Origin of the sequence: Slackia isoflavoniconvertens, from assembly GCF_003725955.1 — a bacterium.
GTDB lineage: Bacteria > Actinomycetota > Coriobacteriia > Coriobacteriales > Eggerthellaceae > Slackia > Slackia isoflavoniconvertens.
Map to the genome: position 1 here is coordinate 1 of NZ_QIBZ01000024.1, position 13,866 is coordinate 13,866.

Here is a 13,866-nt window from a genome sequence, read left to right on the forward strand (position 1 = left end):
CATACGGCGAGGGCCGCGCCCCCGGTCCCCGGGGCGCGGCCCTCTTGCTTAAACTGCTCAATTTTTCGTGCTCACGGTGCTCATTTCCCAGTGATCACTCGGACCACTTCTTAGTGAACATCAACACGTGTCGGTAGCGCGCGACAACCGCTCGCTTACGCGCGAGAGTTGCCGCGAGGCGCGCTGCGTGCTTGCGGCGCTTCCAGAAAAACGTCCGTACGTGAGCGCCGCCACCCACGCGAGCATGCAAGGCAACAAAAGCAAAGATACCAAGCCCGAGCTGCTTGTGCGCGAGCGTTTGCGTGAGGCGGGGCTTGGTGGCTATCGTCTGCAATGGAAAGCCCCCGGTCGCCCCGATGTGGCGTGGCCAGGCAAGAAGGTGTGCCTGCTCATCAACGGCTGCTTCTGGCACCGGTGCCCAAAGTGCAACCCTCCCGCGCCGAAGAAGAATCTCGAATACTGGGTGCCGAAATTCCAACGCAACGTGGAGCGCGACCAGCGAAACCTCGCTTTGCTGCAAGAACAGGGGTGGCGCGTGCACGTGATTTGGGAGTGCGAGCTGAAAAAGAAGACCATCGATGCGACGTTCGAATCGCTCATTCCCGTCCTTCGCGAGGAATTGGATAAATAAGAAATTGCCTAAGCGGCCCGGGCGGACATGCGGTTCCGCTTCGGTCAAGTCCTGGCTCGCACGGAAGCCACATTAAGTGGCTTCCGGCTCGTGCGGAATCTATCGGAACCGCACGTCCGCCCGGCCGCTTGCCGAATGCTTTAATTTCGATTGGGTTCTGGCTCGCAGTTGCCGCCTCGGCTTTGCCGAGCGGCAACAGCGCCCGCTCGGGCGCAGAAGTGTGGGATTGGAATGCCCGCCGGGCATTCCAACGTACGGAATCGAGCGAAACCGCATGCCCACGCAAGCCGCTATTTGACGATTGCTTAGGGTGTCTGCTTGAACGGGCGTGCGGCTCCGGTAGATTCCGCACTCGCAGAACAGCACTTAATGTGCTGTTCGTCGCGAGCAGGACCTGACCGAGCCGGAGCCGCATGCCCGTCCAAGTAGACCGTCGGTGAACGGCAACTTATTCGGTAACATTTCCACTCACCGCCGCTATTCAACCGCTCGCGACCCCTATTTCGCCTAGGCATCCCGTTCACCGAACGCGTTCGCGCGTCGACGTATCGTTGCGCTTTAGTCGTCGATAGCGTTTCGCCCGCGCTGATACTATTACCTCTGTTCTAAATTACGACACAGCGCCCTTTCCCAAAAGGGCGGCTGGAAGTAGGGGGTTGTACGGCTCGCAGGTCGTGCACGGAAGAGGAGATAACCTATGGCGAGACAGCTCAAATCCATGGACGGCAACAACGCCGCCGCATGGGTGTCTTACGCGTTCACCGAGGTGGCGGGCATTTACCCCATCACCCCGTCGAGCCCCATGGCCGACCTTGTTGACCAGTGGTCGGCGCAGGGCATGAAGAACATCTTCGGCACTCGCGTGAAGGTATGCGAGATGCAGTCTGAAGGCGGCGCCGCCGGTGCCGTGCATGGTTCGCTGGCAGCGGGCGCGCTCACCACGACCTACACCGCTTCGCAGGGCCTACTCCTCATGATTCCGAACATGTACAAAATCGCGGCCGAAATGCTGCCGAGCGTTTTCCATGTGAGCGCCCGTACCGTTTCGACCCACGCGCTGAACATTTTCGGCGACCACTCCGACGTTATGGCCTGCCGTCAGACCGGCTTTGCCATGCTCGCCGAGGGCAACGTGCAAGAGGTCATGGACCTTTCCGCCGTCGCCCACCTTTCCGCCATCAAGGGCCGCATTCCGTTCCTCAACTTCTTCGACGGCTTCCGCACTTCGCATGAGGTGCAGAAGGTCGCCGTGTGGGACTTCGACGACTTGGCCGAGATGTGCGACTTCGACGCCGTTCGCGATTTCCGCGCCCATGCTTTGAACCCCGAGCATCCCGCAATGCGCGGCAGCCACGAGAATGGCGACATCTTCTTCCAGAACCGCGAGGCCTGCAACAAGGCTTACGACGAGCTGCCCGCAGTCGTTGAAGAGTACATGAAGAAGGTCAACGAAAAGCTGGGCACCAACTACGACCTGTTCAACTACTACGGCGCTCCCGACGCCGAGCGCGTGATTGTTGCCATGGGCAGCATTTGCGACGTGGCCGAGGAAGTTATCGACTACCTGAACGCCAAGGGCGAGAAGGTCGGTCTGGTGAAGGTTCGCCTGTATCGACCGTTCGTCACGAAGAAATTCGTCGAATGCCTGCCCGAAACCGTGAAAAAGATCGCCGTGCTCGACCGCACGAAGGAGCCCGGCTCCACGGGCGAGCCTTTGTACCTCGACGTGGTCGACGCCCTGAACCGCGAAGGCCGCACGGGCATTCTGGTTACTGGCGGCCGTTATGGTCTGGGCAGCAAAGATACGCCGCCCTCGTCGGTGTTCGCCATTTTCACCGAGCTCGCCAAGGAAGCTCCGCGCCGCGAGTTCACCGTGGGCATTGTCGACGATGTGACCAACCTCTCGCTTCCTGAAGACCCGAATTCGCCGAACACCGCGGCGCCCGGCACCATCGAGTGCAAGTTCTGGGGCTTGGGCGGCGACGGCACGGTTGGCGCGAACAAGAACTCAGTCAAAATCATCGGCGACTATACCGAGAAATACGTGCAGGCGTACTTCCAGTACGACTCCAAGAAAACCGGCGGCGTGACCATTTCGCACCTGCGTTTCGGCGACGAGCCCATTCGCAGCTCGTACTACATCAACAAGGCCGACTTCGTGGCGTGCCACAACCCGAGCTACATTCAGAAAGACTTCCCGATCGTGTACGACGTGAAGCCCCATGGCACCTTCATGGTGAACTGCCAATGGACGCCCGAGGAGCTCGCCGAGCACCTGAGCCCCGCCGCGAAGCGCTACATTGCGCAAAACGACATCAACCTCTACACCATCAACGCTATTGACCTGGCCGTAGAGATTGGCATGGGTAAGCGCACGAACACCATCCTGCAGTCGGCGTTCTTCGCTCTTGCGAATATCATCCCCCAGGAAGAGGCCATTGGCTACATGAAGGATGCGGCTACCAAGTCGTATTTGAAGAAGGGCCAAGACGTCGTTGACATGAATCACCGCGCCATCGATGCCGGTGCCACCGCATTCGTGAAGATTGACATTCCTGCCGATTGGGCCACCTGCCCCGATAAGGAAGACACCACCGAGCTCGAGGGCCGCCCCGAACTCGTGAAGCAGGTTCGCGAAATCATGGAGCCTGTTGGCCGCATGGTTGGCGACTCGCTGCCCGTTTCGGTGTTCGCCAATCACGCCGATGGCCAGTTCGAGCAGGGCGCTTCCGCTTACGAAAAGCGCGGCGTTTCCGTCACCGTTGCCAAGTGGGATGCCGAGAAGTGCACCCAGTGCAACAGCTGCTCGTTCGTGTGTCCGCATGCCACTATTCGCCCGTTCGGCCTGACCGACGAAGAAGTCGCCGCGGCGCCTGCCGGTCTGGAAGTTCTGCCCATGAAGGGCAAGGCGAAAGACCTGAAGTACACGCTCGCGATTTCCCCGCTCGACTGCATGGGCTGCGGCGTGTGCGTAGGCGCTTGTCCCTCCGATGCGCTTTCCATGGTTGGCGCCGAGGGCGAAATGGCTCAGCAGAGCATTTTCGACTACTGCGTGTCCAAGGTTGCCGACAAGCCGCAGATCGAGGACCAGACCCTGCGCGGCAGCCAGTTCAAGCAGCCGCTGCTTGAGTTCTCGGGCGCCTGCGCTGGTTGCGCGCAAACGTCGTACGCGCGTCTTATCACGCAGCTCTACGGCGACCATATGTACATCTCCAACGCCACGGGCTGTTCTTCGATTTGGGGCGGACCTGCGGGAACGTCGCCTTACACGGTGAACAAGCAGGGCCATGGCCCTGCGTGGTCGAACTCGCTGTTCGAGGACAACGCCGAGCACGGCATGGGCATGCTGCTTGGCTACGAGGCCGTGAACAACATGCTCGCAGCCGACGCCGAGAAGCTCATCGCGACTGGCGTTGAGACCGACGTTGCCGACGCCGCCCAGGCGTGGCTTGAGGCTCGCAGCGACAAGCATGCCGCTCGCGAAACCGCCGATGTGCTCGTCGAGAAGCTTTCCGCCATCGCTGCCGGCGAGGGCGAAGCGGCCAAGCTCGCCAAGGAAATCCTCGAGAACAAGGCTTACCTGTCGAAGAAGTCCATCTGGATCTTCGGCGGCGACGGCTGGGCGTACGACATCGGTTACGGCGGTTTGGACCACGTGCTCGCGTCGGGCGAAGATGTGAACATCTTCGTGTTCGACACCGAGGTGTACTCCAACACCGGCGGCCAGGCTTCCAAGGCTTCCAATATCGGCCAGGTTGCGCAGTTCGCTGCCGCCGGCAAGGAAGTCAAGAAGAAGTCGCTCGCCGAAATCGCGATGGCATACGGCTATGTGTACGTGGCGCAAATCGCCATGGGCGCCAAGCCGGCCCAGACCATCAAAGCCATCACCGAGGCCGAGGCATACCATGGCCCGTCGCTGATCATCGCTTACTCGCCCTGCGAGATGCACTCCATTAAGGGCGGCATGGTGAACTGCCAGTCCGAGATGAAGAAGGCCGTCGACTGCGGCTACTGGAACCTGTTCCGCTTCAACCCCGAGGGCGCACCGGGCAAAAAATTCGTGCTCGACTGCAAGGAGCCCGCGGGAGGCTATCGCGAGTTCCTTATGAACGAGGCCCGCTACAGTCGACTCACGCGCGAGTTCCCCGAGCGCGCGGGCGAGCTGTTCGAGCGCAACGAGCAGGCCGCAATGGATCGCTACCAGCACCTGCTGAAACTGAAGGCCATGTACGACGCCGAATAGGCCTATAGTCAGGCACAACGCGCTTTATTTGGCGCACTCATGAAGAAAGCTCCCATATGGGAGCTTTCTTTTTTGTGCGATGCGGAATGTGAACAAAGGTTGGGTGTGGTGCCAAAGGCTGGGGAAGTGCTTTGGGTGGGGAAGGCGGGATTGGACAAGGCGGGGCACCGAGTGGTTGCATCGGCGGTGCCCGGAAAGCGAAGGACGAGCACCCGGTGGCATTCTCTTTCCGTGCGTTGCTGGTGCTTGCTCTTCGTCGGTTCTCGCATTGCTCCTTGATTTCCCTTAATTCCAGGGGTCGGCCTGGAAGAGCGGTTCGGGTGTTGGCGGGCGGTCGGAATAGGGGTCGTAGCCGTCGTCATCTTCGGTTTCGGCACGGCGGAAGGCGTCGTGTTTGAGCGAGGGCGGCTTGCCGGCGCCTGCGGCTTCGAGCGCGGCGTTTGCGTCTGTTGCGACACTGCTGCCGATCAAGCTGTCGTTTCCGGCCGAAGCGTTGTCGACGGTTTCTCTTTGCTTCCAGCTTTCGAGAATGGGCTCGATGTAGGCGAGCGGCGCCACGTGCACCGTGCCGCAGAAGGCGAAAGCGTAGGGCGTTTCGAGGCCAGGTTTGGAGGCGATCATGGTTACGGTTTCGTGCGCTTTCAGGCAGGGCTCGGCCGCTTTGCCGGTTTGTGCCGAAAGGCCGCTCGGCACGTCGGCAGCAACAATGCGCGCGCCGCGTGAGCGCTGCTCGTTTGCGAGGCGAATCCATGCGTCATAGGGTGCAAGCACGGAGTCGCCCGAAAAGCCGGTGCCCAAAATGGCATCGACAATCACGTCGGCTGCGGCGAACAGACAGGCGAGCTCGTCGCCGCTCGGTGATACGTGAATCGCGATTGCTCTGGGTTTGGCATGCTGCGTGGCGGTGGTTTGAGGCGCGGTTGGGGCCGAGGCTGCGGTTTGGGACGAGCTTGCGGTTTGGTGCAAGCCCGCGCGTGGCGTGTTTGCTGGTTTAGATGCAATCGCTTCCGTTAAGAGCGCCTGTTCGTGGGCGGGCTCGGCCGAAATTTCGCGTGCCGGGCGTTTCGTTACAAGGTCGACTGCGCAGCCCGCGCGCGCAAGCTCGCGTGCGGCAACCCACCCGTCGCCGCCGTTGTTGCCCGAGCCGCACAAAATCGCGATGTGTGGTGCTGCTTGGTTTTCGTCAGAGGGGTCGCTCGCTTCGGCGGTATGACTATTGCTGGAAGTGCGGCCTGTGCTGCCATTTTGATTGTCGTGGGGAGTGTGGCTGATTGCATCGGCTTGGCGCTGCATCGCATTGTTCGGGTCGTGCTGGGAAGCGGTCGCTTGGGCTTCGTCGAACGCCACCTTGGCCAGTGCGCGTCCGGCGCGTTCCATGAGCGTCGAAAGCGACGTGCCGCTTTTGGCGATTTCCTTTTCGAGCTTCACGACATCGGCCACGGGCAGCACGTGCTTCTCGGTTTCGCCAAGAAGCGGCAGCAGCGCTTTGCCGTAGGCACCGACCAGGTCGGCGAGCTTCATTTTTGCGTTCGCGGGGCTCGTCGAGGGCAGCGTGGTGCATGGCACGCCCAACGTGGGCTCGATGAGCTTACGATAGAGTTCGCCGGCTTTCGTTCCCGTGGCGAATACGGCGCGAATATCGGCTGCGTCGAAAATGCGCGCAAGGTCGTTCGGTTGCGCGTCGCGAATGCTCGCATCGCTCGCGCCCTCGATTTCGCATGATGCGAGCACGTCCCAAAGCGCAACGTGGTGGTGCAGCAGCATGTCGCGCTTCTCCTCGATGGTTCGAGGCGCCGGCTCGTCGAAAATCGCGGCGATCACGCGCCAGAAGCGATTCTGGGGGTGCCCGTAGTAAAAGCCCTGTTCGCGCGATGCGGGCGAGGGCATGGTGCCCAACAGCAGCACGCGGCTGCGGCTATCGAACACGGGTTGGATTTCATGGGTGACGGTTGTTACGTCCATTGTGGCCCCTTTGCGCGGGTAATTTCGTTCGAAGCTATCATACGTCTCGCGGCGCCGCTTGGGCGCAGATAGCAAGAATCGCTAGGGCCCTGCTATTGTTATGGGCGGCTCGCCTATATGAAGGCTCGATTGTTTCAGGCGTGGCTCGGTGCGACGGGTTTTTCTTGGCGGGGCGATGGCTGGCCGTCGTCAACTAGGGTTCGTTGTTGTCGGCAGCAAAGGCGGCCTTCCTTCATGGCGTTATGGCGGCGCCGTGAATTCGCGCGTGCTTGGCTTCGCCGCTGCGCTTGATGCTGTAAGCGTATTTTTCCTCAAATTGATATCGTATAGGTATCATATCCTTGTCACCAGTCGGACGCGGTGCTACTATGCGCTCGCGAAAATAACGAAGGGGGTCGCATGAAACGACGCGTTATCCATATTGACGAAGAGAAGTGCACGGGCTGCGGTTTGTGCGTGCATGCATGCCACGAGGGCGCGATTGGCCTGGTGGGCGGCAAGGCGCGCCTTTTGCGCGACGATTATTGCGATGGGCTGGGCGATTGCTTGCCTGCGTGCCCCGAAAATGCCATCGAATTCATCGAGCGCGAGGCTGCGGCCTACGATGAGAAGGCCGTGATTGCCGAGAAAATGCGTCGTGCACAGGCCGAGATTCATGCGCGCATGCCCGCGGGCGGCTGTCCTGGTTCCATGGCGAAAACGATTGTGCGTGAAGCCGAGCCGGGTGCGGTGTCGGAAAGCGGCCAGGCTGCTCCTGCCCATGGCGTGAACAGCGCTTCGAATGCGTCTTCGTCCGAAAACCCGTTCCCGGCGCCTGCGGGCGGCGTTTCGACGGTGGTGAACGTGCCTGCACGCCTGTCGAACTGGCCTGCGCAAATAAAGCTCACGCCTGTGAATGCCCCGTATTTCCAAGGCTGCGATTTGCTTGTGGCTGCCGATTGCACGGCGTTCGCCTATGGCGCCTTCCACGAAGACTTCTTGAAGGGTCGCGTGTGCCTTATTGGCTGCCCGAAGCTCGATGGCGTCGACTATACCGAGAAGCTTGCGCAGATTATCGCTGAGAACAATGTGCGAAGCGTTCGCGTCGCACGCATGCAGGTGCCGTGCTGCGGCGGCCTTGAGCGGGCCGTGCGCCGCGCAGTGGCAATCGCGGGTTCTCAGAATGGCGCTGGTGCTGCTGACGCCGTTGTTGGTGTTCGTGGAGCCGACATTACTGGCGGCGCTGTTGATGCCATTGGTGCGGTGGCGTCGAGCATCCCCGTTCAGATCGACGTAATTTCGTCTGACGGACGCATTGTTGCGGTGGGGTAGCTGGCGGTGGCTGCTTCCTCGTTGGAAATTGTAGGAATGCGAACGGTCACAAGCCACGCAAGGAACAAGGCCATCACGCCCAGAACCGCCCATGCAATGACGTTGCGCATGAAAAACGCGCTTACACCCATGACGGCATACGAAAGGCCGAGCATCTGAAGTTTGCGCGCAAGTGTGATGCCGCCGCGCTCTTTGAACGGTTTGACATACGCGCCATACACGCGGGTTTTGCAAATCCAGGCATGCAGGCGCGGCGAGCTTTTCGCGAACAGGAACGTCGCCAAAAGCACGAGGGGCGTTGTGGGCAGTAGGGGAACGAATACGCCGATACATCCAAGGGCGAGGCTTATCCAGGCGATAACGAGGAAGAAGATTCTTTTCACAGCTGGCCTTTCGGTCGGTTGCAAGGGCACTCGTTGCGGCCCTTTCATAACGGTTAAGTTTGCTATCGGAAACAAACTTAACCAATGCTAACAAAAGAATATAAAGAATGCGACCGTTGAATGACGTATTTTTTTGGGGAAACGGAATACGAAGCCTCGTGTATGCGGAATGCGGGAGCTTGATTTAAGCTGCATTCCCATATATCGCTCGCAATATGAAGCCCGCCTGGAACAATGGTTTTGCTCCAGGCGGGCTTTGCTGTTGTCTGATTAGGATTTCGCCCTCTCGATGGGCCGCGCTCTCTTGGCAGGGCTGCGTTTGTCCAATGAAAGCTGAATATGCACGGCGAGGGCCCATTCGCCCAATGACGCGCGCTGGCTCGGGCGTTCAACCGCTATCGCACGTTTTCGAGCATTTCCTTTGCGTGGGCAAGCGAGGCCTCGCTTGCGTCGCCCGAAAGCATGCGGGCGATTTCGCGAACGCGTTCGTCTTCGCCAAGCTTGCAGAGCGTGGTTTCGGGAATCGCGGCCTCGGCGGCGTTTGCGTCTTCGCTTTCGTTGGGGGCCGCTCCCGCGGTTTTCTTCACCATGAAATGGCGCTCGCCGCGCACGGCCACCTGGGCGAGGTGGGTCACCACGATCACCTGGTGCGTTTTTGCCAAATCAGCCAGCACGGCGGCCAGCGCCACCGCGACCGATCCGCCTACGCCGGCATCGACTTCGTCGAACACGAGTGTGTCGCGCGCGTCGGCCTCGCCCAGCACGACCTTGCACGCGAGCATCACGCGGCTCACCTCGCCGCCCGAGGCAATACGCGCAAGCGGACGCGGCGTCATGCCTGTGCCGGCCCGATACATGAATTCGACCTTGGAGGCTCCTGCGCGCGTCCATTGTGCTCGCTCAAGGGGGTCGACGTGCACGATGAGCTCGGCGCCGCCCATCTCCAAACGGGCCATTTGTGCGTTCACTTGCTCGCCGAATTTCGGGGCGGCTGCGTTACGCGCGTCGTCGAACGCTTTGGCGGCCTCGACGAGCTTCGCTTCGGCGGCGGCATGGGCGATTTCGGCCTGGGCGATCACGCGCGAGGAATCGTCGACCGACTCGATGAGCTTGGCGGCAGCATCGCGACGCTCGATAACGTCTTCCATGCGCGGCCCGAAGGCGCGCATAAGGCCTTGCAGGGTGCTTGCGCGTTCTTGCAGGCGTTCAAGGGCATGCGGGTCGTGATCGATGCCGTCGCGGTACTCGCGCAAATCGCGCGAGGCGTCTTCAAGAATATAGGACGCGTCGGTGAGCGACGAAACCAGGGGTTCGAGCGCGGCGTCGGCCGCCGTGAGCGACTCGAGTGAGGCGATAGCGGAATTCACGGCCTCGATTGCGCCTCCGTCGCCTGAAAGGCCCCAATACGCGCCGTCGCTTGCCTGGGCGAGCGCTTCGGCGTTTTCAATTCTGGGGAGTTCCGCCATAAGCTCGTCGTATTCGTCGAGCGTGGGGTTTACCTCATCGATGCGGGCGAGCGTGAAGCGCGCCTCTTCGAGCTGCGCGGCGGAGGCCTGCGAGGCTTCGCGAACGCGGGCAAGTTCTGCTGCTGCAGCCTGTTCGGCGTTGAAAGCTTCGATGTAGGCCGCTTTTGCGCTTGCAACCGCATCGCCCGCCCATGCGTCGAGCATGGCGGCGTGGTTTGCGGGCTTTAAGAGGTGTTGGTGCTCGTGCTGGCCGCATAAATCGACGGTGGCGCCCAGCTGCTCGGCAAGCTGGCGCACGGTGGACATGGAGCCGTCGATGCTCACGCGGCTGCGCCCGTCGGCGGAAACCTTGCGGCATGCGATGTGACCGTCGTCGGCGTTGTCGGCATCGGCTGGCAAGAAGAAGCGGCCTTCGACCACGGCGCCCTGCGCGCCCTCACGCACGGTAGAGGCGTCGGCGCGCTCGCCCACAAGCAGCTTGATTGCCGAAAGCAGCGCGGTTTTGCCGGCGCCCGTTTCGCCCGTGACCACCGTGAGGCCCTGCGCGGGCGCGAACGTCGCTTCGCGAATAAGGGCGACATTTTGCACGTGGAGCTCGTCGAGCATGGCGAAACCTTTCTCGAATGCGCCGCCGCACGCTGCGACGGTCAGGTGCCGTCCATTATAGGCTCTTGGGGTGCGAGGTTGCGTGCGGCGCGAAAACCAAAGGGAAACGGTGAAAGTGCGCGGGCGCGGCGGCGCGGCGACGAGCTCTGTGCGTGCGAAGACGGGCCATGGTCGTGCACGAAACCTGAGCGCGGTTTCTCGCGTGGGATGAGAGCAACAAAAAAGCCCGCTCGGTTGAGCGGGCTATAGAAACAAATTGAGGCCCGGAGGGGAGCCGAGCCTCACACAAGGAGGGGATGAACGACGCTTCAGATCGCGTCGGTTCAAAATCTGCTTTGGGGAAGCAGGCAAGTAAAGGAGGGGAGCCTTTCGCTTGCAGGGCAAAAGTATACAGGTCGCTATTTGAGAAGTTGTGACCATGAAGTGGATGGTTTGTGGAACGGGACAGTTTTGAGCTTACGTTCCGAGAAATTCCATAAGCCACGCCTATATATTCTTTTTTACGAGTGAAATATATAAGCAGTGCCTATAGGAAATATTCAAGAAACCGAATGCCGTCGAAAAAAGGGACAGAATAAATAATGCGTGGCAAGAAAGCGATGAAATTGCATATATGCACGAATCGCGACTGTTTCCATGCGCCAATGCGCGCCACAGCATTGATGATTTGATTAGTAAAAAACGTCCATTGCTTCTAAAAACCGCAGGTCAACAACGCATGGTTGGGATAATGAAGCCGAATGAGCGTCTTTATGGCGATTTGTGGGCGTGTCTTTGCACCACAAAGCCGATTCGGTGTGGCTGCGTGCGCTGCGACGCGTGCACTGCGATGCGTACGATTTTCTGCAACGGCACCGTTGCGTGATTGCGATTGGCGTTTGCGCGTCATTATGGTGGGCGCTCGTTGCGAAGAATCGTTTTCGTTTCGTCCCCAGGAAAAGGAAAAGGCCCGTTCGGACGAGCGGGCCTAAGAGAGAACTTGAGGCCCGGAGGGGAACCGGGCCTCACACAAGGAGGGGGTGTACGGTGCTTGATCTTGGGAGGTGCACCGGTACGTACTGCTTTGGGGCAGCAGGCAAACTGGGAAGGGGACCCCGCGTTTGCAAGGCAAAAGTATAGGTACGGGTTTTCAAGAAGTTGTGAGACGGTTTTGAACGACTTGTGTACGCAGGGCACCTGTGCTCGACAAGATGCAAAAGGCCTGATGGGAGCCATAAAGCAACACCTCACATAATGAGGGTGAATTAGACATAATCTAAAAATGTGTATGCGTTTGTGAAGGGCTTTTGAAGCGTCATTAAAAAGCTTCGCCGTTCGCCGCCGCTAAACGACCGTTTGCCGCAGCATCATTTTGAGCCGCTTTTTGACTTGTGAAGCGCGCTTGCGCCACTTTTCGGGAAAGCGGCCCTTGCAGGCGCTCCGTTCGCCGCGTTGCAACTATACTCAGGGCATTGCATTAGCCGCGCCGCGCGCGCTTTTGCCGTGTTTCGCGCCGCGTTCGCCACATCCGAAAGGGGCTCTTATGGCCGATATCGAATTGCGTTTTCACAAAGACATGCTCGTGCTTTCCGCCCCGCTCGCGTTCGCGCTCGCGAACCAAGGCGTCGACATGGAAACCGAAGCTGAATATATGAGCTTGGTTGAGCCGGAAACTATGCGAGATGCGCTGCGCCTTGAATCGATGGCGGGTGCGCAGTGCTTGGTTGCCGAGACCGATATTTGCGAGGCGCGCCTGGCGCACAAGCGCATGGAAGATCGCGCTCAAGAACTTGCGCAGGCGGCTATTTCCCATGCGCGCGCGAATGCGCCGCAGCATGTGCTGTGCGAAGTTGGCCCGTGCGGGCTTCCGCTCGATGCCACGTCGGCGATGTCGATGAAGCAGTGCGCGGCGCAATATGAAGGCGCGGCGCGAGCGCTTGTCGAGGGCGGCAAGGAAGCCATGGGGTCTCTTGCTGAAAGTGAAGGCGCGGGCTTCGATGCGATTTTCTTGAACGGATTGCGCAGCGCGGCCGATGTTCAGTGCGGCATCGAAGGCGTGCGCCGCGCGTATGCGGGCCCGGTGTTTGCGTCGGTTGACGTGAATGAGCAAGGCGAGTTCGACGGAAAGCCGCTCGCTGAAGCGATCGAGGTGCTCGCGAAGGCCGATGTGATTGGCATTCGCAGTGCTGCTGCGCCCGAGGCGATTGTGGAAGTGGTGCGCGAGATTGCCGCCGCTACGCCGAAGCCTATTTTGGTGCAGGTGAGCGTGCGCCAGGCAACCGCCGCCGAGAAGCGCCGCGCATCGCTCGGCGCACCCATTCCCGAGAACCCCTATGCGCTGCCCGACTTCATGGCCGATGCGGCTGTGGCTCTGCGCGCAGCGGGCGCTCAGTTTCTGCGCGCGTGCGGCGAGGCGACTCCTGCATACACGGGCGCTTTGGCCGCAGGCGTTTTCGGCGCCGACAGCATTCGCTAATTGTTTGTCGGCAGGCTTGTCGGGATGTGCTAAATGCTCGCAGCGTTTAGCACATTGAGCCGAGGCCGTCACAATGCGTCGAGCAACAAGGGATGTGTTAAGCGCTGCGAGCATTTAACAGGTGGTATCCCCTTGACAGATTGGAGTGGGGCGCATCGCGAGAGGTCGGCACCAACCTGTTAAACGCTACGAGCATTTAACAGGTGACAACAGGTTGAAGATATAAAGAAAGGAAACCACTGCATGGCTTTGCTTGAGAGAAGCGATTCGTATGGCGAAATGCAGCGCGTTGTGGATTATCTTTTCAAGAACACGCCCATCGTTGAGCGGCTTGATGTGATTCTGGCGGCGGAGACGTTCGACGTGTGCGCCGACATGCGAGAAATCGTCGATCTGTTGCCGCCGGGCGCGTATACGCGCATCGCTTTATGCCAGCAGATGAACTCCTCGATTGCCGGCCATGGCTGGGGCTACACCTACGGCACTGTGGAGTAGGGCGGCGGCCTGGGGTGCCCCTCTCATTTCTCATGTGGGAAAAGTTGCGCAACAAACTCGCAGTTTATCAGGCATATTGCCGGTAACGTAAAATTTCTTTCGCAAATTGAAAGCTGAATACATCTAGGAATGAAAAGACATGGTCGTCAGCCATCGGTATGATTTTCAGCGACCAAGCATAAAACGCACCGAGGAAGGCATCGCAACCATGTCCGGCAACATAGTATCAGTCGACGAGGAGTCGTTGAAGTCCGACCTTCGCGAGCTCGTGAGGAAAACCGTGCAGGAAACGCTGAACGCCCTGCTAGACGAGG

The 13,866-nt window shown here is 59.9% G+C and carries 8 protein-coding genes; 5 read left to right on the forward strand and 3 right to left on the reverse strand.

Annotated features, from left to right (window positions below):
• Positions 1-127: 127 nt before the first annotated feature.
• The gene (locus DMP05_RS09320) at positions 128-631 is read left to right on the forward strand and encodes a very short patch repair endonuclease (RefSeq protein WP_244595120.1); all 504 of its coding nucleotides are present in this window, start codon (positions 128-130) and stop codon (positions 629-631) included.
• A 697-nt stretch (positions 632-1,328) separates the two neighbouring features.
• On the forward strand, positions 1,329-4,874 hold the full coding sequence (nifJ, locus tag DMP05_RS09325) for a pyruvate:ferredoxin (flavodoxin) oxidoreductase (RefSeq protein ID WP_123220189.1): 3,546 nt from the start codon (positions 1,329-1,331) through the stop codon (positions 4,872-4,874).
• A gap of 285 nt (positions 4,875-5,159) precedes the next feature.
• Here the strand turns inward: nifJ and DMP05_RS09330 are convergent, their stop codons facing one another.
• Positions 5,160-6,836, reverse strand: a complete 1,677-nt coding sequence (locus DMP05_RS09330; RefSeq protein ID WP_123220190.1) for a DNA-deoxyinosine glycosylase — start codon at positions 6,834-6,836, stop codon at positions 5,160-5,162.
• Between the two features lie 399 nt (positions 6,837-7,235).
• On the opposite strand from DMP05_RS09330, the gene DMP05_RS09335 reads away from it, so the two are divergent.
• Complete coding sequence (locus tag DMP05_RS09335) at positions 7,236-8,147, forward strand: ATP-binding protein (protein WP_123220191.1); 912 nt, start codon at positions 7,236-7,238, stop codon at positions 8,145-8,147.
• Here the strand turns inward: DMP05_RS09335 and DMP05_RS09340 are convergent.
• Positions 8,099-8,530, reverse strand: coding sequence for a YbaN family protein (locus DMP05_RS09340; RefSeq protein WP_244595121.1), 432 nt, complete (start codon positions 8,528-8,530; stop codon positions 8,099-8,101). The genes DMP05_RS09335 and DMP05_RS09340 overlap by 49 nt on opposite strands.
• Before the next feature lie 395 nt (positions 8,531-8,925).
• A complete protein-coding gene (gene recN, locus DMP05_RS09345) occupies positions 8,926-10,602 on the reverse strand; it encodes a DNA repair protein RecN (protein WP_123220193.1) in 1,677 nt (558 codons plus the stop codon).
• Between the two features lie 1,522 nt (positions 10,603-12,124).
• Here recN and DMP05_RS09350 point away from each other — a divergent pair.
• A complete protein-coding gene (locus tag DMP05_RS09350) occupies positions 12,125-13,057 on the forward strand; it encodes a phosphoadenosine phosphosulfate sulfotransferase (RefSeq protein WP_123220194.1) in 933 nt (310 codons plus the stop codon).
• A 243-nt stretch (positions 13,058-13,300) separates the two neighbouring features.
• A complete protein-coding gene (locus DMP05_RS09355; RefSeq protein WP_123220195.1) occupies positions 13,301-13,552 on the forward strand; it encodes a hypothetical protein in 252 nt (83 codons plus the stop codon).
• Positions 13,553-13,866: the final 314 nt, after the last annotated feature.